This window comes from Lachnospira rogosae (ex Hitch et al. 2025) (assembly GCF_040096455.1).
Lineage (GTDB): Bacteria > Bacillota > Clostridia > Lachnospirales > Lachnospiraceae > Lachnospira > Lachnospira rogosae.
Map to the genome: position 1 here is coordinate 225,701 of NZ_JBBMER010000003.1, position 19,357 is coordinate 245,057.

Here is a 19,357-nt window from a genome sequence, read left to right on the forward strand (position 1 = left end):
GCACAGAAAAGAGGATTATTATGACAAAGATAGTAGCAGTAGCAGGTAAGGGCGGCGTTGGAAAGACTTCGCTTGCAGGAGCATTTGTTAAAGTGCTTGTAGAGAAATATCCAGATAAGAAGATACTGGCGATTGATGCTGACCCTGCGGTTGGACTTTCTACAGTGCTTAACATAGAAGTGGACAAGACAATAGATGATATAAGAAAAGAAGTCATTAAAAATGTAGAGGACGGCGATACCAAGTCAGCCGTTGAGCTGTTAGGTGAGGCGAAGTATGAGATATATGATGCAATTAAAGAACAGGACGGCTATGCATTTATAGCGATAGGAAGACCGGAAACAGCCGGCTGTTACTGCCGGATTAATTCATATCTTAAAGAGGTGATAACACTTCTTTCTGAACAGTTTGATTATGTGGTTATAGACGGCGAGGCTGGAGTTGAGCAGATTAACAGGCGTGTTATGGAAAAGGTTACACATCTTGTGCTTGTAACAGATGCAAGCAAGAAAGGCTGTCAGGTAGTTAAGACTATTAAAAATGTTGCAGATGAGCTTGTTATGTATGAGAAAGCTGGAGTTATAGTTAACCGCATACCGGATAAGAAAGTGATAGAACTTATGGATATAGGTGGGCTTCCATTATTATCTGTAATTGAAAATGATATGAAACTGGCAGAGGCAGATATTAAGGGCGAGAATATACTTACACTTTCAGATGATGACAGAATTGTTGCAGGGGCGGCAGAGGCACTTTGCAATATTGGTTTGATATAGTATTGGAGGAATATTTTTGAAGGATTTACAGCATTTATATTATTTTGAGAAACTATTAGAGGAGGTCAATAATGACCTTGTAAGAGAAGCACAGAATAAAGGCAGTATTGCAATTGGAGCAGTCTGTTTTCAAATTCCAGAGCCACTAATTAATCTTCCTGGCTGTTTCTCGGTAAGACTTAGAGCACCAAGAACAGGTTCTATAGAGATGGGTACATATTATATGAGCAGTATGCTTTGTGAGGGCTGTCGTGCCATACTTGAAAGAGCAATCGAGGGAGGGTTTGAATTTCTTGACTGCATAATAGCACCTGATGCGTGTGCACAGATGAACAGGTGCGTTGAGAATATAGAAAGACAGAATTTATGTTCCAAGGAAAAGTTCTTTGTGGAATATTCTGATGTTCCTATGAAGGACGATGAAACAGCATTAAGACATTATGTAAGGCAGATGAGGGCACATGTATTAGAGCCGCTTAACAAGGTGTATGGAATTGATATATCAGATGAAGCATTAAGAAAGTCAGTTGATTTGCAGAATAAGATAAGCAGGCTCATAACACAGATTGGTGACTACAGAAAAGAAGACAATCCAAGAATAACAGGCTATGAATTCGCAGTGTTATGCCTTGCGACATATTGCTGTCCTAAAGAGGCACTTATTGAAAAGCTGGAGGATACGCTTAAGGAGTTGGGCACAAGACAGCCAGATGATAAGAAGAATTACAGGGCAAAGGTTGTTATGGTAGGTTCGGAGATTGATAATCCAGAGCTTATAAAGCTTTGTGAGGAGGCTGGTGCGTTAGTTGTTGCTGACAGGTTCTGTTTTGGTTCACTTCCGGGAAGAAGCGAGATTATTCTTAATGACACGGAAGATGTACTTATGCAGATATGCAGGCAGTATATGCACTGGGGCAAATGTCCACGTTATATGAATACAGCTAAGATTAAGGAACGTCAGGAATATGTAGACAGCATTGCCAAAGAATACAAGGCAGACGGGCTTATATACCAGCAGATAAAGTTCTGCGATTACTGGGGATATGAGAGAGCTTCGGCATTTCATATTATGCGTGAAGAATACGGATATCCGGTGTTATCAATTGACAGACCTTATGTAGCAGGTAATTCGGGACAGATAAGGACACGAATACAGGCATTTGTTGAGAGCCTTGAGCTTAAGAAGCTTAAAAAATAATAAATGAATAATAAGATGTAAATATTAAGATGTAAATGTATGACTGAAAGAATACATTTAAGAAATTAACAATAAAAATACAGATATATGGTTAAGAAAGGATTGGCTATGTCAGGTAAACTTGGAAGTGAGCCGCTTGGTAAGTTCTATACTGGTAAGAAACCTAAGAAAAGACGTGAATGGAGAGGTTTCAAAGATACATGGTATGACTATGTAAGGTGGCTTGGATATTGGAAAACTTTGATTACATTTATAATAAAACCTAATAATATAAAAGGCTTTTTCAGATACCGCTGGATGCTTAATTATCTTGCACTGCCTGATTTTATGGACAGGCATACGGAAGGAATGAGAGGCTTACAGCTTCGTATGGCACATCAGGCACTGGGACTTATTGTTACAGATATATGTGGTATGCTTGGACAGATATTTAGGGCAGACCCTGCAATCGGCAATGATAAGGAACTTAATAAGAAGATTGTTCTTTTTGATGAGAATATGATGAGTACACTTATGGGTGGATTTCCTAATCTTGTGTGGCTTTCAGTTGAAGTTCCAGCCGTGTATACAAGCTCAATGATGTCGCAGAATGGAGTTAGCTATTATGTTGATGTAACACACGAATATGGAGTTCCGACAGATGTATGTCCTATGCCGGCGGCAGAGCTTGGAGTTGCACTTGCAGACGATTTCCCGCTTATTGGCTGTTGTGCTGTACAGTGTAATACAACCTGTGATGGAAGTCTTATGGGAAATGGAATTGAGGCACGCTCATTTAAGATTCCAACATTCCAGCTTGCTGTCCCTATAAGGCACAGGCAGGAAAGCGTGCAGGAATATGCGGCAGAAGAAGTTGTCAATGCAATACATTTTATTGAGGAGCAGACAGGAGAAAAGTTTAACTGGGATGCTTTCTTTAAGAGTATGAAAAGGTTCAATGCAGAGACAGAAGAATTCCTTGAATGGATGGAAATCTCAAAGACTGACTATCCGCAGGTTATGGGTGTTACACTTGCACTTTACAGATATGGCGTATATCAGGCGGCAGGCGGAAGAAACCAGGCATTTCTTGATATAGATAAGAAGCTCACAAGAATGGCTATGGAAGGCTATAAGAAGAAAGAACTTGCGGCAAGGGAATACCGGCACCGTGCTATGACGTGGGGTGTTCAGGCGGCATATTATACAGCACTTCCAATATGGCTGCTTAACTGCTGGGGCATAGTTACAATAACCGATATGTTAAGTATGGTATCAACAGAGATGGTCAATACAGAGGATAAACATCAGGCAATGCTTGACCTTGCATATCTGTATGAGAATATGATTATGCGTAATCGTTCTAATGGCGGTTATGAAACAGGTGTTGAAGCGTTATGGCGTTATTGTGAGATGTTTAATATAGACATAGTTATTATGTATGTACATATGGGCTGTAAATCAATGTCAGGATATCACGGCTTATTTGAGGAAGAAGCAAGAAAGCACGGCGTACATCTTATATGGGTAACACATAATCTTATGTGTCCTGAGGACGGTAGCAGAAGAGATATGAGGACAGAAATCAACAGATATATGAGAACTGTATTCCGTGAAGAGCCGCTTGACCCTACATTGGAAGATTTTGACGACTCACAGAACTGGTAAGAATTCATAAAGATAAGAAAGGAATAATAATATGGCTAAATATTATGGCGGTTGTGATGCAGGAAGTACTTACACCAAATGCGTTATATTAGATGAAACAGGAAAAATAGCAGCAAATATCACTAAAAGAAGCAGAATTAATCCAGTGCTTAGTGCTAAAGACAGCTTAGATGAGGCTGTAGCTTTAGTAGACGGGCTTAATAGTGCAGACGAACTTGATTATCTTATTGGAACAGGCTATGGACGTAATAAAGTACCATTTGCTGACGAGAACATATCAGAGATAAGCTGTCACGCTATGGGTGTTCACGTTGCCGCACCAGATGTAAAGGCGATAATAGATATCGGTGGGCAGGACGTTAAGGGTATTGCTATAGATACAGATGGAACAGTTCTTAATTTCTCAATGAATGATAAATGTGCGGCTGGTACAGGAAGATTTTTTGAGTCAATGGCAAGGGCATTTGAGATGAGCCTTGATGAGTTCTCCAAGCTTTCTTTAATAGCTAAAAATGTTATCCCTATAACAGCACAATGTGCTGTATTTGCAGAGAGTGAGGTAATCTCACTTGTAGGAGAAGGAAAGCCAATGGAGGAGATAGCCGCAGGAATTGAGCTTTCGGTAGCAAAGAGATGTTTTGTAATGGCTAAGAAGGCAGGAGTTGTTGAATCAGTTACACTTACAGGCGGCTGTGCCAAGAATGAGGGCTTAAAGCAGGCTATAGAGAAGGTGTTAAAGGTTAAGGTGGTAGAACTTCCTATAGATCCACAGCTTATGGGTGCTTTAGGAGCGGCTGAATATGCCAGACAGAAAGGAATGGCCAGATGATAATATTAAAGATAATTGGAATAATAGCGATTGTTATTGCGGTGCTGTTTATACTCAGCCTTTTTATATATTTCTTTAATCTTGATATGAAATTTGCCTCAAAGCTTATAAAACCGCTTACGGCATATTATAACTGGTCAAAGAACAGACGTGAGGCAGATAAGAAGAATAAATGAGTATGAAGTTATATGATAAGGATATAGCCTGTGTAATGCAGAATATAAAGGCATATGGAGAGTGCAGAAGGCTTGATAATAATGCACACTGGAAGATGAATGATAAAGAAAAGCTTGTGCTAAGAAGTGATATGGCATACGAGCTTGGCGGCGGAATGAATGAGGCTGTGAGTGCATTGGCATTTACTACGGATAAAGCTGTTGTTGATACAGACGGAGTGTATCTTATAGGTGATGATATGACAAGCATTGACAAAGATATACCATATGCAAGACTTACATTTATAAGGCTTAAGGAAAATGTGCTTGATGACACTAAAAAAGGTGCATTATATGCAGTTATGAGAGCTGTCGATTATGTAAGATACAATACATATCCGGATGGATTTATGATGAGAATATCATCAGTTAAAGAAAGAGAGCCGGTAAGAATATCAAAGGAAGCTGTAAATAGTAATATAAGCTTTTCTAATATAGGTTCAGAGCTTATAAGAGCTTATAAGACAAGAGAAGAAGTTGAGGCTGTAAAGATATACTTTATTACATCAGGTAGTGCAGATTATACAATGCTTAAGCAGTATGCAGGCAGATGTGAGCAGATAACTGATTCACTTAACCACATATTCAATGGGCTTGTTATGGATTGTTCAACGTGTTCAAGCAGGGAGTTATGTGATGAAATAGAGGATTTAAGAAAGTTTCATATGGATAAGTTGTAATAATTAGAATTAAGTTATAACAATTGAATAAATTATAGGTGTATAAAATAAAATGTTCCCTCCACAAAGTCTGTATGAAATACCACAAAAGCCAGACCTGAAATCTGACTGCTAGAGGTGTTTCATAACAGTAATTATGGAGGGTGCTTTTTTGTCTAGTTAAGACGGCCTTTCTTGCTCGCCCTTTTATTCTGATACATTTTCGAATCAACAACCTTAAAGCACTGATCAATTCCACTATCATCGATTATACCGTAACCTGTGGCAACGGAATATGGATAATGTTTGTCAGCCGCAATATTTTTGACATCATCAAGGAAATTATCAATTCTTCTAAGCAGTATATTGATATCAGATATATTGGAAATGACACAGAATTCATCACCGCCGATACGGTAGCAGTTACCAATGTCGTTAAAATTATCGTTGATAAGATTAGCAGTGTTAATAATGGCTTCATCTCCAAGCCTGTGTCCGTAAGTATCGTTAATACGCTTAAGGTTATTAAGGTCGGCAATCATTATGCAGCCGCCGGAAGATCGGTTGTATAATTATGTTCATTATACTGTATATTAAAATCATTATATATAGAAGCAGTTGTTTCATTATTAAGGCATAACCCTGTTATTCTGGTGCTAAAGAATATGGCGGTACATATAACTGCAAGTCCGGCAATAACAAAATATATGCTTTTATTAATTAAAGACATATTCGATTTGATATTTTGCATCGATGAATATTATCCTTTCATTGATTACTTGAATTGTAAATGTTAATATTAAATATAGCACGAAATAACAATAAATAATAGTAAACAATTGTATATAATAGTATGCAATCAGTGTTTATGCAGTCAAAATGTTAAAGCCAGAAACAGGCAGAATGGAGAAAGAATGTATAGAGAAGATTATAAGGTAACTGTTCCCCAGTTTAAAAGACTTGAGGTATTATTAAGTGATTGTGGAGCAATAAGCGGAAAGCTTGATATTGAAACAGGAAGACATAATGCCAGAGTAATTAATGATAAGGTAAAAGAACTTTCAGAAAATGGTGGTGGTACAATTGTAATTCCTAAAGGAATATGGGCAAGTGCACCAATACGTCTTTTATCAGATGTAAGCATAAGAATTGAAAGTCAGGGACTTCTTAAGTTCATAAAATCCAAAGAAGATTATCCTTTAATTATAACTAATTATGAGGGACAGCCATGCATAAGAACTGTATCACCTATTACAGCAGAGAATGCGGTAAATGTTGCAATTACAGGTATGGGTATGGTTGACGGAAGTGGTGATGAATGGCGTCCGGTTAAGAAGTTCAAGGTAACAGATAAACAGTGGGAACAGCTTCTAAAAAAGAGTGATAACGTATTTGAAACTAAAGAAACACAGATATGGATGCCTACTAAATCAAGCCTTCTTGGTAATGAGAAGAATATCCAGTCAGATAAAGATGAAGCTTTAGAAGAAGCAAGAGATTATTATGATTTCTACAGACCAGTAATGGTGAGCCTGCGTCATTGTACTAACGTACTTTTAAGTGGTGTAACATTTATGAATTCACCAGCCTGGAATATACATCCATTTTTCTGTGAGAATGTCACAATTGACAATATTAAGGTACGCAATCCTTATTATGCACAGAATGGTGATGGCATTGATGTAGAGTCTTGTACTAATGTCCATATTCACCACAGTGTATTTGAGACAGGTGATGATGCAATATGTATCAAAGCAGGCAAGAATGCAATAGCAAGAACAATAGATGGACCTTGCAGTAATATATATATACACGATTGTGTTGTTAATGAAGGACATGGTGGTTTCGTAATCGGAAGTGAAATGTCAAGAGGTGTTAAGGATATACTTGTTGAGAACTGCACATTTATAGGTACGGATGTAGGTGTAAGAATAAAGAGTGCACTAGGCAGAGGCGGTGTTGTTGAGAATATCACAATACGCAATATCGATATGGTTAATATAAAGGGTGAGGCAGTTATACTTACTATGGGTTATGTACTCAACCTGCTTAACCGTAATGAAACAATAGCTATGGATAATGAAGAAGATGTTCCATACTTCAGAAATATTGATATGGATGGCATTGTGTGTACAGACTGTAAGGAATTCGCTAAGATTGAACCTTTAAACGGTCGTCCAGACACGATTAAGGATGTAGTCATTAATAAACAGAAGTTCTGCTAATAAAATGTAGTAATGTCTTTCTGATTATTAACAGATGTTATGTGCCGATGATGTACACTCGCTCGAAGCTGTAGTATGTCGTAAGCGGCTGTGCTCGGTGTTAGAATGTGCGTTGCACATTCTTGTTTATATATAGAAAGAGGATAAAGTTGTGAAAAATAATAAATATGAAATAGATATGTGTAATGGTACATTAATGGATAAGCTAATTTCCTTTGCACTTCCGTTAATGCTTTCAGGTATGTTACAGCTTATGTTTAATGCTGTAGATATAATTGTTGTTGGAAGATTCACAGGCAGTACTGCACTTGCCGCGGTAGGCTCGACAACGGCACTGATTAGTACGTTTACCAATCTTTTTATAGGTGTTTCACTAGGAGCAAATGTACTTGCGGCAAGATTTTATGCAACAGGCAAAGCTAAAGAAATGTCGGAGACAGTCCATACAGCCATAGCACTTGCGGCAATAAGTGGTGTTGTTATGTGCATTATTGGCATTGCTGCCGCAAGAGAGGCACTTGTCCTTATTGACACACCAGATGATGTAATTGGACAGGCAGCACTGTATTTAAGACTGTATTTTTGTGGTATGCCATTTTTTATGCTTTATAACTATGGAGCGGCAATATTAAGGGCAGTAGGTGACACGAAAAGACCACTTATGTATCTTATAATAGCAGGTTCTACCAATGCGGTTTTAGACCTTGTGCTTGTGATAATATTTAAAATGGGTGTTGCAGGTGTTGCTATAGGAACAGTTACTTCACAGCTTATATCGTGTATTCTTGTAATAAGATGCCTTATGACAACAGAGTCAGATTACAAGTTAAGAATAAGGGATTTAAGAATAAGAAAATATTACCTTTTACAGATACTAAGTGTAGGACTTCCAGCAGGAATACAGAGTACTGTTATTAACTTTTCAAATGTATTGCTTCAATCATCAGTTAATTCATTTGGCGAGATAGCAATGGCAGGTTATACAGCCGCTAATAATATACTTGGCTTTCTTTATGTGTCTGTCAACTCAATAACACAGGCGTGTATGAGCTTTACGAGCCAGAATTATGGCGTTAGAAAATTCAAGCGAATGGATAAGGTGTTAATTGACTGTATGATACTTTCGGTTATAGTGTCAGTAGTTATCGGTGGTGGTTCATACATTTTAGGACGCCAGATACTTGGTATATACACGAACCAGAGTGAGGTTATAGAGTGTGGTATGGAGATACTTTCAATATCGACAATACCATATTTTCTGTGTGGCATTATGGATATGCTTCCAGGAGCTATGCGCGGAGTAGGTTATTCAGCAGTTCCTATGGTCCTTTCAATTGTAGGTACAGTTGGGACAAGACTTGTGTGGATATATGGTGTATTCCCAAGCCATAGAAGTCTGTATGAGTTATTCATATCGTATCCAGCTTCGTGGTTTATAACAATTGTAATGCAGGCAATATGTCTTGTATTTGTAAGAAAAAAGGTAAGAAACAAAGAATGATTATCCAATATATAATCAATGATGGATTAAATTACAAGAAGTGAGGGTTAGTATGTATACAAAGGAAGATTTAAAAGAATATTTAAAGGCTATGGGGCTTACAGGAAAAGAAACAATACTTGTTCATTCTTCAATGAAATCCATAGGGGAAGTAGAAGGCAGGGCAGATACAGTGCTTGATGCCCTAATAGAATATTTTAAGGACGGACTTTTACTGCTTCCAACCCATACATGGAAAAATATTAACGAGGACAATCCAGTATACGACCCAGCGGTTACGCCGTCCTGTGTTGGGATACTTACTAATCTGTTTCTTAAAAGAGATGGGGTAATACGTTCACTTCACCCAACACACAGTATGGCAGGAATAGGTGTAAGTGCCAAAGAATATCTTGCAGGTGAAGAATACAATAACACACCTTGTACACCGGGCGGCTGTTATGACCGCTTAAAAGACTGTGGTGGAAAGATACTTCTTATAGGAGTTGGCAATGAGCGTAATACATACATTCACAGCGTTGAAGAAGTGCTTAACATACCTAACAGACTGTCAGACAAACCAATGAAACTACAGATAATTATGCCAGATAAATCTATAAAGACAGTATATGTAAGAAAGCATTACAATGCTATCCAGCCACATATATCAGAAGACTTTGTAAAGCTTGACCAGGCATTATTAGAATGTAATGCAATGACCAGAGTAAAATTCGCAGATGCCGACAGCCTCCTGTGTGATGCCGGCCAAATCTTTAAGGTGGTAAGGCACATATTGTCACAAGCCCCCGAATGTATAGTAACAAGCCCGATTGAAAAGTCCCAGTGGCAGGACTTTACAGATTAACCAAATAAAAATATCTTTTTATATGGTCAGTGTTTAAAAATGCCTTGCTATAGTTAAAAACTATAACAAGGCATAAAATATATCAATTTTACAATCCCCCAATAATAACATATAATAATCCTATAAACATACAATAAATATATGTAAATAGCAATTACAAGTTGATAACTTATTTGAATTTTGTAACAACGCCCAATTAGAAAAGCCATCGCAACCCTACCGTCAAGTGCTGGATTGATATAAGCATAAAAAGACAATGGGGAGCCGCCGGTCCTTAAGTGCTGTTCTTTAGCACTTTAGTACCGCTGCGAGCGACACTTAGTGCAAACGTGTCTTTGTTGCTTATAACAATCCAGCACGCCTCACTATATAACAATGCTTTTCTAATGTCCGTTGTCATAACATTGAATTAGAGCACCACTGTAATGCAATTTGAAAGTGTAATGCAATTCAAAAGCAATAAATTTATATAATATTGGAGGCATACCATATGAAGCAGATACTATGTTTTGGAGATTCCAACACCTGGGGACTTATCCCTAAGACTAACCAGCGTTACCCTTGGGGCGTAAGATGGACAAGTATTTTAGATAATGAACTTAACAGACATTTTAATAATGAATATCGTGTGATAGAGGAAGGATTGTGCGGAAGAACAACAGTATTTGACGACCCATTAAGAGATGGCCGCAATTCATTCAAACTCCTTCCAACAATATTAGAGTCGCACAATCCAGTAACAGATGTGATTATAATGTTAGGAACTAATGACTGCAAGACAGTATACAACGCTTCGGCAGAAGTTATCGGACAGGGTGTGGAGAGATTAATTAATCAGGTAAAGAGCTGCCTTCCACACAGCAGAATACTTCTTGTATCACCGATACATCTTGGAAAAGGTGTGTGGGAGCAGGACTACGACCCTGAGTTCTCAGAAGCTTCTGTTGAAGTATCTAAGAAGCTTGCAGGTGTATACAGCAAAATTGCAGAAAAAGAATCAATAGATTTCTTATCAGCCTCAGATGCAGCACAGCCAAGCGAAATAGACAGGGAACACCTAAGCGAACAGGGACATAAAGAACTTGCAAGAAACATATTAAAGTGGTTTGACATTTAAAAATACATAATGTTATAATACCATAGCCTTGAGTATGATAATAACAAAGGCTGTCAGCTACAATTAATTTATAAAATATATGTGGATTTTTCTAGTTGAATCTATTTTTCGCCACATAGCTGTTAATCACAGCTATGTGGCTATTTTTGTGTAATAGGGAATTCTATCGTAATTCCTTATTGCACAAAAGGCACTATGTGCCAATAATGCACATTCGTGCGAAGATGTAATTGGTCGCAGGCGACCGCACTCGGCACAGGAATGTGTTTAGCACATTCATTTTTATGAAATAGGGGATTTACCCCAATAAGATAAGGAGATAAGTATGGATCAGACTTATATGAAGAAAGAAAACGTATTAAAACTTCTGATAACTATGGCACTTCCAATGGTTATATCAATGCTTGTAAATTCACTCTACAACATTGTAGACAGCTTCTTCGTAGCACAGATAAGCGAAGACGCGATGACTGCTATATCGCTTGTGTTTCCAATGCAGAACTTTATTAATTCGGTAATGATAGGTTTTGGAATAGGAATAAATTCAGTAATATCATTTTATATGGGTGCACAGGATAAGGTACAGGCAGACAAAGCCGCAAGTCAGGGGATATTACTTGCGACAATACACGGAATAGTAATGACAGCAGGATGTATTATGCTTATAAAGCCATTCCTTTGTATGTTTACTAATGACAGCAGTATTGTAGAATTAGGACTTCAATACTCATATATAGCATTTGCATTTTCAACAATACTTGCATGGCAGCTGGTGTTTGAAAAGACATTTCAGGCAGTTGGAAGAATGACAGCATCAATGACGGCAATGCTTGGTGGCTGTATAACTAATATCCTGCTTGACCCGATGCTTATATTCGGAGTAGGAATATTCCCTGATCTTGGAATAAGAGGAGCGGCAATTGCCACAGGAATAGGACAGACAGTAAGCCTTCTTGTGTATGTTATCATATATATACTACGACCTATGCCAGTTCGTTTTACAAGAAAATGTATGAAGCCAGAGAAAACATTATGTCTGAAAATGTATTCGGTCGGCATACCAGCCAGTCTTAATATGGCACTTCCTTCACTGTTAATATCAGCACTTAATGTAATACTAGCAGCATTTTCACAGACATATGTATTCGTGCTTGGTGTATATTACAAGTTACAGACATTTCTTTATCTGCCTGCCAATGGAGTTGTTCAGGGAATGAGACCATTAATCGGATATAATTATGGTGCAGGAGAGCATAAGAGGGTTAAGAAAATATATTCGACAGCCACAATAATAGTATTAATAATTATGTGTGCTGGAACAGCTATATGCCTTGAAATACCAGATAAGCTTATAGGCTTATTCACAACTAATGCAAATACAATTAGTGCCGGTGCCAAGGCACTTAGAATAATCAGTGCAGGCTTTATCGTATCGTCAGTATCTGTAACAGCCTCTGGTGCACTGGAAGGATTGGGAAAAGGACTTCCATCACTTGTAATATCAGTATTCAGATATGCAGTTATTATAATTCCAGTTGCATTTATTCTTTCAAGGATATATGAGGTTAATGGAGTGTGGTGGTCATTTGGAGTTACTGAGTTGGTAACTGCATTTATATCGTATATAATCTATAAAAAGGCGACACATCATCATTAAATGTAATCAGACATATAAGGTATCTTATGAAACAGCATGTCATCATTACAGATTTGAGGTAAAGTCAATAATATGGTTTATGTAAATTTAATTATTGGATTTGTATAATTGCTTTATTTTGAAGAATAATGGTTGTATAATTAAAAATACAATTTACAATATTATATAAAAATATTAATTGTAATTATATGGAGAGTGAAGATAATATAATTGGTATACAATAAAATATATAAATTGCGAATAAAAGAGGAGGCTTAATATATGTGTACAGCAGTTACTTATAAGACTAAAGATTTCTATTTTGGAAGAACTCTTGATTATGAGTTCTCATATGGTGAAGAGATAACAGTTACACCAAGGAATTATATATTTGATTTCAGGCATATAGGACAGCTTAAAAGCCATTATGCAATAATTGGTATGGCATTTGTGTCAGAAGGATACCCACTTTATTATGATGCGGTTAACGAAAAAGGTCTTGGAATGGCTGGACTTAACTTTGTTGGCAATGCGGCATATAAAGCATCAGTATGTGGTGAGAAGGATATAGCACAGTTTGAGTTCATACCTTGGATATTAAGCCAGTGTGCGACAGTCAGCGAAGCAAGAGCTAAGCTTGATGGAATTAATCTTACAGGAACACCATTCAGCAGCCAGCTTCCAGCGGCACAGCTTCACTGGATAATTGCAGATAAAGATGAAGCAATCACAGTTGAGTCTATGAAAGACGGACTTCATATATATGACAATCCGGTCGGAGTGCTTACTAACAATCCGCCATTTGATATGCAGATGTTTGCACTTAATAATTATGCAGGGCTTTCAAGCAGACAGCCAGATAATACATTTGCAGACAAGCTTAAGTTAAATGCTTACAGCCGTGGAATGGGAGCTATGGGACTTCCGGGAGATTTATCAAGCCAGTCACGTTTTATAAGAGCAGCATTTACAAGACTTAACGCAATTTCAAGCGATACAGAGGAAGAAAGTGTAAGCCAGTTCTTTCATATACTAGGTTCGGTAGAACAGCAGAGAGGTTGTTGTGAGGTAACTGACGGAAAGTATGAGATTACTATTTATACATCCTGCTGCAATGCGGCAAAGGGAATATATTATTACACAACATATGATAATCATCAGATAACAGCAGTAGATATGCACAAGGAAAATCTGGACGGAACAGAGCTTATAAGATATCCAATTATTACTAAGGGTGAAGTAAGATGGCAGAATAGATAGAATATGTCAGAATAATAGTGATGGAGAGATAAGGCGATGGAATGTACTGATAAGTATGATTTTGATACACCAATAGACAGAACTAATACGCAGTCCTTGAAATGGGATGTTGCAGAAAATGAACTTCCTATGTGGGTTGCTGATATGGATTTTAAGACAGCACCAGAGATAATTGAGGCTGTTAATAAGAGAGCGGCGCACGGAGTATTTGGATATTCAATAATACCGGAAAGCTGGAATGAGGCTGTAGCAGGCTGGTGGTCAAGAAGACATAACTGGGATATTGATAAAGACTGGCTTGTATTTTGCACAGGAGTTATACCATCAGTGTCAAGCATAGTAAGAAAGCTTACAACACCTAATGAAAATGTTGTTATACAGACACCAGTTTATAATATATTTTTTAATTCAATAATCAATAATGGAAGAAGGGTGCTTGAAAATCCATTAAGATATGAGAATGGCGAATACAGCATTGACTGGGAAGACCTAAAGAATAAGTTAGCCAATCCACAGACAAGTCTTATGATATTATGCAATCCACAAAATCCATCAGGAAAGATATGGAGCAGGGAAGATTTATCAAGGATAGGTGAGCTGTGTGCAAGGTATTATGTAACAGTGGTATCTGATGAAATTCATTGTGATCTTACAGACCCTGGAAAGGAATATATCCCATTTGCTTCTGTATCAGATGTATGCAGGGATATAAGCATAACCTGTGTTGCACCTACTAAGACATTTAATATTGCAGGACTACAGACAGCAGCTGTCATTGTGCCACATAAGAATTTAAGGCATAAGGTGTGGAGAGCACTTAATACTGATGAGGTTGCAGAGCCTAACGCGTTTGCGGTATGGGCAGCAGAAGCAGCTTATAATTATGGTGATAAATGGCTTGATGAATTGAGAGGTTACATTTATAATAATAAAAGAATTGTTAACGAGTATGTCAATGACAATATTACATCAATAAAAGTTGTGCAATCAGAGGCAACATATCTTTTATGGCTGGATTGTTCAGCAATTACTGATAATAGCAGTGAATTAGCGGCATACATAAGAAACAGGACAGGGTTATATCTGTCAGCAGGCAATGTGTATGGCGGTAATGGCAATCAATTCTTAAGATTAAATATTGCGTGTCCTAAGGCAGTGCTTATGGACGGGCTTAAAAGACTTGAAGAAGGTATCAGGCTGGCTATGAATTAACAAGTTGTTAAGCTGGCAGTTGATTAACTTTGTAAGGATATACTAGCTGATAATTAATGGGGTAATATATGGAAAATGGAAGTTTGCAATACGAAAATCAAATATTAAAATCAGAACTTGAGGCAGAGCATTTTATTCTTACACAGATGGCAGAACTTGGAAAGGTAAGAAATGTACGGGAATGTCAGGTAGCAATAAATAATCTTCTTGAAAAAATCGGACATTTTACGAAAGCTGACAGAGCATATATAGTTGATGAAAAAGACGGTTGTTATTATAATACATATGAGTGGTGTAATGAAGGTATTGAACCACAGATTAATCAACTTCAGAATTTGAGAGCAGAGGATATGCCGTATTGGATACCAAAGCTTTCAAGTGGTGAGAGTATATTTATTGAAGATTTGGAAAATGTAAAAGAGACTATGCCTGTTGAATATGAAATATTAAAGCCTCAGAATATACATACACTTATAGTGTTTCCAATAATATTAAGCAATACATTAAAAGGGTTTATAGGTGTTGATAATCCTAATATAAAGGATGCAAAGGACGTAATCAGACTACTTGCGGCACTGGGGAGTTATCTTGGTACTACAAGAGAGAATGCCGCTGTATATGCCAAGCTTGAATACAGGCTTAATTACGATTCACTTACCAAGGCATATAACAGGTATGGGTTTTACAAGAATGCACAGAAGCTCATAAAGGAGCATACTGATACAGAGTATTGCCTTATATTATCAGATATTAAGAGTTTTAAGCTTATTAATGAAATATATGGTGAGAATATTGCAGATAAGATATTAATAGATGAAGTTAATATTATCAGGCAGAAGATGAAAGGTAATTCAGTTCTTGGAAGACTTAATGGTGACATAATTGCTATGGTTATTCCTAAGGAGTATCTGTCTGAGAAAGAATTTTCTGATATGATAAAGCTGCTTAGTGACAGGTATTCCAACAAGAATTTCAGGCTTCATATATATCTTGGAGTATATTACATAAAAGATGTCAATGAAACGATAAGACAGATGGTAGACAAGGTATCTCTTGTGATTATGAAGAGTAAAGGTAATATGAGCAATTATATTCTTTATTATGATGAGAATTCATATAGGAATGACATATTTAAACAGCAGCTTATAGGTGAGTTCGAGACAGCACTTAATGAGAACCAGTTCTGTATGTATTTACAGCCACAGACGGATAAGGATGGCAATATGCTTGGAGCAGAGGCACTTATAAGATGGAATCATCCTAATATGGGACTTATTATGCCAGGTGCATTTATAGAGTGCTTTGAAGATGCAGGACTTATATACAGGCTGGATAACTACATATGGGAGGAAGCTGCTAAGCAGCTTAAGATATGGAAAGACTCTGGTTATAATTATTATATATCGGTTAATATATCAGCAAAGGATTTCTATCATATTGATGTATACCAGACTTTCAAAAATCTTGTAAGTAAGTATGGTATAGATACAGATAAGCTTCACATTGAGATAACAGAAACAGCGTTATCAGAGGATAAGCAGGCGGCACATAAGACTATAGAAAGACTTCACGATGAGGGATTTATAATAGAGATAGATGATTTTGGAAGCGGATATTCTTCTTTTAATTTCCTTAAAGATGTGTGTGCTGATGTTATCAAGATAGACAGGGTATTCCTTAAGAAGTCAAGCCACGAGGAGCGTGGAGAGCAGATATTAAGGTCGATTATAAGTCTTTCACACGATATAGGAATGGACGTAATAACGGAGGGCGTTGAGAATGTTGACCAGCTTTCTATGCTTGCCAAGATGAATTGTGACTGGTTTCAGGGTTATTACTTCTCAAAGCCGATTGCTGTCGGGGATTTTGAGGAGAAGTATGGCATTAAGTATAAAATAAATAATAATGCATAAGCATTGGTAATATTAGTAAGTTTAATAAGACTTTTTAATTATTAACGCAGCCGTGTGAAGTTATATGGCTGTTAATAATTAAAAAGTCTTTTTTTATAATGGTATGATTATAGCTTTATTAATATAGCAGAAATTGAAATTTATGCGAAATTACAGGGGTTAAGCTGGGAACTTGATGTATGGTGGGAACCTTACGTATTGGGAGTAAGCTGACAACTTGATTTTATTCCGAAATCGGAGTAATATACTATAATCCGATTTCGGAATAAACTGCGGGAATGGATAATTAAAAAATAAAAGTAAGTAGATAGCAAATATAATTTAAGAAGGAGTTAGAGTGAAAAATATATCAAAAAATCTTCAGATGTTTAATCAGGTATGTAAAGAAACCAATGTTATATACCACGATTATGCGGCGAAGAATGGCATATCAGATACAGCTTTCTGGATAATGTATTCTGTATATTATTATGGTGAGGGGATAACACAGAAGAATATATGTGAGGAGTGGTTCTACAGTGCACAGACCGTTAATTCCTCACTTAAGACTATGGAAAAAAATGGACTTATAATATTAGAGCCGTCTAATGATAATAAGAAAGAGAAGCAGATACATTTTACCAAAGAAGGACAACTGCTAGCGGAAAAGATTATTAAACCTGTAATAGAGGCAGAAAAGCAGTCTTTTGAGCAATTGGACAGCAGGGAGATTGAGGTTATGTTTGAAACAACATATAAGCATATGAAGAAGCTTGAGAGCCTTATAGAGAGTATAAAGAATTAGAGAACATCAAGGAGAATTAAAGTGAAGATAAAATTATCAGACCATTTTTCATACGGTAAGCTTATTAAATTTACATTACCTACAATTATTATGATGATATTTACATCAATATATGGTGTTGTCGATGGAGTATTTGTATCCAACTTTGTAGGAAGTGATGCATTTGCGGCAGTTAATCTTATAATGCCGGTTGTAATGATACTTGGCTCGGTTGGATTTATGATTGGTACGGGAGGAAGTGCCATCGTATCAAAGACACTTGGAGAGGGCAAGAAAGAAAAGGCAAGAGAATATTTTTCTATGCTTATATACCTTTGCATAGTGTCAGGTGTTGCACTGTCAGCAATCGGAATTATATTTATACGTCCTATAGCTGCGGCACTTGGTGCAAGGGGAAGTATCGCTGATGATTGTGTAATATACGGAAGAACACTGCTTGTTATGCTTACAGCATTATTCTTGCAAAATGCTTTCCAGAGCTTTCTTGTTGTGGCTGAAAAGCCAAAGCTTGGACTTGGAGTTTCACTGCTTGCAGGATTTACGAATATGTTTTTGGATTTCCTGTTCATATATGTATTAAAGCTTGGCGTATTTGGTGCGGCACTTGCAACAGGAATAAGCCAGATAGTTGGTTCGATAATACCGATAATATATTTCCTTAGTGATAAAAGTGACGTGCTTAAATTGCAGAAGGCGCGTTTTAACAAAGATATAATAATAAAGACCTGCATTAACGGCTCATCAGAGATGGTTACCAATATGTCGATGTCACTTGTAAATATGCTTTATAATATGCAGCTTATGAAGTATATAGGTACAAATGGTGTTGTTGCATACGGAATAATTATGTATGTTGGATTTATATTCTCAGGAACATATCTTGGTTATGCGGTAGGTTCAGCACCAGTAATAAGCTATCATTATGGTTCAGGCAATAAAAAAGAACTTAAAAATCTGTTCAGGAAAAGCATAACGCTTATTATTGTGGCGTCCTTAGTTATGACCGGACTTGCTGAGGTGCTTGCAAAATATCTTGCAGGAATATTTGTAAGCTACGATAAGGAACTGCTTGAGCTTACAACGCTTGCTATAAGAATATATTCAGTAGCATATCTTTTCAATGGACTTAATATATTTACTTCGTCATTCTTTACTGCACTTAATAATGGTGCGGTATCGGCGGCAGTATCATTTCTTAGAATGTTCGTATTCCAGATAGCGATGATTATGATACTTCCGCTTATACTTGGAATTAATGGAATATGGATGGCTGTTATAGCGGCAGAACTTCTGGCATTGTTCGTAAGCCTTATATTCATAATAATAAACCGCAAGAAATACGGTTATGTGTAAGAATATAGATATAGATAATAATACACATATGTGTAGGAATACGGCATATATAATACAGATATATGTATAAATACGGTTATATGTAAAATAGTAATGATATTTAATTGGAATTTAACATAAATATTAGGAATTATTGATATAAAAAGTTAAAAACTTAACAATTAAAAGGTTGCTTTTTGCAGGCTGAT

At 36.9% G+C, this 19,357-nt stretch carries 18 protein-coding genes; 16 read left to right on the top strand and 2 right to left on the bottom strand.

The features are described from left to right. The first annotated feature begins 20 nt into the window (after nt 1-20). The 6 genes from WMO14_RS05340 (at nt 21) to WMO14_RS05365 (ending at nt 5,345) form a co-directional block, all read left to right on the top strand. Nucleotides 21-776: an ATP-binding protein gene (locus WMO14_RS05340; protein ID WP_349153409.1), complete on the top strand. Its 756-nt coding sequence runs from the start codon at nt 21-23 to the stop codon at nt 774-776. A 16-nt stretch (nt 777-792) separates the two neighbouring features. Continuing rightward, nucleotides 793-1,974, top strand: a complete 1,182-nt coding sequence (locus tag WMO14_RS05345; RefSeq protein WP_055173962.1) for a 2-hydroxyacyl-CoA dehydratase family protein — start codon at nt 793-795, stop codon at nt 1,972-1,974. Nucleotides 1,975-2,082: 108 nt separating this feature from the next. Next, the gene (locus WMO14_RS05350) at nt 2,083-3,621 is read left to right on the top strand and encodes a 2-hydroxyacyl-CoA dehydratase family protein (protein ID WP_349153410.1); all 1,539 of its coding nucleotides are present in this window, start codon (nt 2,083-2,085) and stop codon (nt 3,619-3,621) included. A 31-nt stretch (nt 3,622-3,652) separates the two neighbouring features. Beyond that, on the top strand, nt 3,653-4,450 hold the full coding sequence (locus tag WMO14_RS05355; protein ID WP_349153411.1) for an acyl-CoA dehydratase activase: 798 nt from the start codon (nt 3,653-3,655) through the stop codon (nt 4,448-4,450). Then, entirely contained in the window at nt 4,447-4,626 is a 180-nt protein-coding gene (locus WMO14_RS05360; protein ID WP_022501585.1) for a hypothetical protein, read from the top strand. Before WMO14_RS05355 ends, WMO14_RS05360 begins: the two co-directional genes overlap by 4 nt. Next, complete coding sequence (locus tag WMO14_RS05365) at nt 4,623-5,345, top strand: hypothetical protein (RefSeq protein WP_082421499.1); 723 nt, start codon at nt 4,623-4,625, stop codon at nt 5,343-5,345. Before WMO14_RS05360 ends, WMO14_RS05365 begins: the two co-directional genes overlap by 4 nt. A 155-nt stretch (nt 5,346-5,500) precedes the next feature. Here the strand turns inward: WMO14_RS05365 and WMO14_RS05370 are convergent, their stop codons facing one another. Both WMO14_RS05370 and WMO14_RS05375 read right to left on the bottom strand, forming a co-directional pair. Continuing rightward, the gene (locus WMO14_RS05370; RefSeq protein WP_349153412.1) at nt 5,501-5,866 is read right to left on the bottom strand and encodes a GGDEF domain-containing protein; all 366 of its coding nucleotides are present in this window, start codon (nt 5,864-5,866) and stop codon (nt 5,501-5,503) included. Continuing rightward, nucleotides 5,866-6,075: a hypothetical protein gene (locus WMO14_RS05375; RefSeq protein ID WP_349153413.1), complete on the bottom strand. Its 210-nt coding sequence runs from the start codon at nt 6,073-6,075 to the stop codon at nt 5,866-5,868. Before WMO14_RS05375 ends, WMO14_RS05370 begins: the two co-directional genes overlap by 1 nt. Before the next feature lie 163 nt (nt 6,076-6,238). Between WMO14_RS05375 and WMO14_RS05380 the strand changes: the two genes are divergently transcribed. From WMO14_RS05380 to WMO14_RS05425, 10 genes are all read left to right on the top strand, one after another. After that, complete coding sequence (locus WMO14_RS05380) at nt 6,239-7,549, top strand: glycoside hydrolase family 28 protein (protein WP_090140208.1); 1,311 nt, start codon at nt 6,239-6,241, stop codon at nt 7,547-7,549. A gap of 178 nt (nt 7,550-7,727) precedes the next feature. Continuing rightward, on the top strand, nt 7,728-9,050 hold the full coding sequence (locus WMO14_RS05385) for an MATE family efflux transporter (protein ID WP_055306339.1): 1,323 nt from the start codon (nt 7,728-7,730) through the stop codon (nt 9,048-9,050). A gap of 52 nt (nt 9,051-9,102) precedes the next feature. Continuing rightward, complete coding sequence (locus WMO14_RS05390) at nt 9,103-9,894, top strand: AAC(3) family N-acetyltransferase (protein ID WP_349153414.1); 792 nt, start codon at nt 9,103-9,105, stop codon at nt 9,892-9,894. Nucleotides 9,895-10,384: 490 nt separating this feature from the next. After that, on the top strand, nt 10,385-11,011 hold the full coding sequence (locus tag WMO14_RS05395; protein ID WP_055173968.1) for an SGNH/GDSL hydrolase family protein: 627 nt from the start codon (nt 10,385-10,387) through the stop codon (nt 11,009-11,011). Between the two features lie 325 nt (nt 11,012-11,336). After that, the gene (locus WMO14_RS05400) at nt 11,337-12,668 is read left to right on the top strand and encodes an MATE family efflux transporter (protein WP_349153415.1); all 1,332 of its coding nucleotides are present in this window, start codon (nt 11,337-11,339) and stop codon (nt 12,666-12,668) included. A gap of 261 nt (nt 12,669-12,929) precedes the next feature. Further along, nucleotides 12,930-13,907, top strand: coding sequence for a choloylglycine hydrolase (gene bsh, locus WMO14_RS05405; RefSeq protein ID WP_090140201.1), 978 nt, complete (start codon nt 12,930-12,932; stop codon nt 13,905-13,907). A gap of 36 nt (nt 13,908-13,943) precedes the next feature. Continuing rightward, nucleotides 13,944-15,119 carry a MalY/PatB family protein gene (locus tag WMO14_RS05410; RefSeq protein WP_349153416.1) on the top strand — a complete coding sequence of 392 codons (1,176 nt, stop codon included), beginning with the start codon at nt 13,944-13,946 and terminating at the stop codon, nt 15,117-15,119. A gap of 68 nt (nt 15,120-15,187) precedes the next feature. Beyond that, nucleotides 15,188-17,032 (top strand): sensor domain-containing phosphodiesterase, encoded by a 1,845-nt coding sequence (locus WMO14_RS05415; RefSeq protein ID WP_349153417.1) that lies wholly within the window; start codon nt 15,188-15,190, stop codon nt 17,030-17,032. Between the two features lie 337 nt (nt 17,033-17,369). Further along, nucleotides 17,370-17,816 carry a MarR family winged helix-turn-helix transcriptional regulator gene (locus WMO14_RS05420; protein WP_055173973.1) on the top strand — a complete coding sequence of 149 codons (447 nt, stop codon included), beginning with the start codon at nt 17,370-17,372 and terminating at the stop codon, nt 17,814-17,816. A 21-nt stretch (nt 17,817-17,837) separates the two neighbouring features. Further along, nucleotides 17,838-19,169 (top strand): MATE family efflux transporter, encoded by a 1,332-nt coding sequence (locus WMO14_RS05425; protein WP_055306254.1) that lies wholly within the window; start codon nt 17,838-17,840, stop codon nt 19,167-19,169. Nucleotides 19,170-19,357 lie beyond the last annotated feature (188 nt).

Excerpts from the sequence above, each read along its gene's own strand:
- WMO14_RS05375 (WP_349153413.1), bottom strand. The coding sequence starts at position 6,075 with ATGCAAAATATCAAATCGAATATGTCTTTAATTAATAAAAGCATATAT.
- WMO14_RS05410 (WP_349153416.1), top strand. The coding sequence starts at position 13,944 with ATGGAATGTACTGATAAGTATGATTTTGATACACCAATAGACAGAACT.
- WMO14_RS05390 (WP_349153414.1), top strand. The coding sequence starts at position 9,103 with ATGTATACAAAGGAAGATTTAAAAGAATATTTAAAGGCTATGGGGCTT.
- bsh (WP_090140201.1), top strand. The coding sequence starts at position 12,930 with ATGTGTACAGCAGTTACTTATAAGACTAAAGATTTCTATTTTGGAAGA.
- WMO14_RS05355 (WP_349153411.1), top strand. The coding sequence starts at position 3,653 with ATGGCTAAATATTATGGCGGTTGTGATGCAGGAAGTACTTACACCAAA.
- WMO14_RS05400 (WP_349153415.1), top strand. The coding sequence starts at position 11,337 with ATGGATCAGACTTATATGAAGAAAGAAAACGTATTAAAACTTCTGATA.
- WMO14_RS05395 (WP_055173968.1), top strand. The coding sequence starts at position 10,385 with ATGAAGCAGATACTATGTTTTGGAGATTCCAACACCTGGGGACTTATC.
- WMO14_RS05415 (WP_349153417.1), top strand. The coding sequence starts at position 15,188 with ATGGAAAATGGAAGTTTGCAATACGAAAATCAAATATTAAAATCAGAA.
- WMO14_RS05380 (WP_090140208.1), top strand. The coding sequence starts at position 6,239 with ATGTATAGAGAAGATTATAAGGTAACTGTTCCCCAGTTTAAAAGACTT.
- WMO14_RS05360 (WP_022501585.1), top strand. The coding sequence starts at position 4,447 with ATGATAATATTAAAGATAATTGGAATAATAGCGATTGTTATTGCGGTG.
- WMO14_RS05350 (WP_349153410.1), top strand. The coding sequence starts at position 2,083 with ATGTCAGGTAAACTTGGAAGTGAGCCGCTTGGTAAGTTCTATACTGGT.
- WMO14_RS05370 (WP_349153412.1), bottom strand. The coding sequence starts at position 5,866 with ATGATTGCCGACCTTAATAACCTTAAGCGTATTAACGATACTTACGGA.
- WMO14_RS05365 (WP_082421499.1), top strand. The coding sequence starts at position 4,623 with ATGAGTATGAAGTTATATGATAAGGATATAGCCTGTGTAATGCAGAAT.
- WMO14_RS05385 (WP_055306339.1), top strand. The coding sequence starts at position 7,728 with ATGTGTAATGGTACATTAATGGATAAGCTAATTTCCTTTGCACTTCCG.
- WMO14_RS05340 (WP_349153409.1), top strand. The coding sequence starts at position 21 with ATGACAAAGATAGTAGCAGTAGCAGGTAAGGGCGGCGTTGGAAAGACT.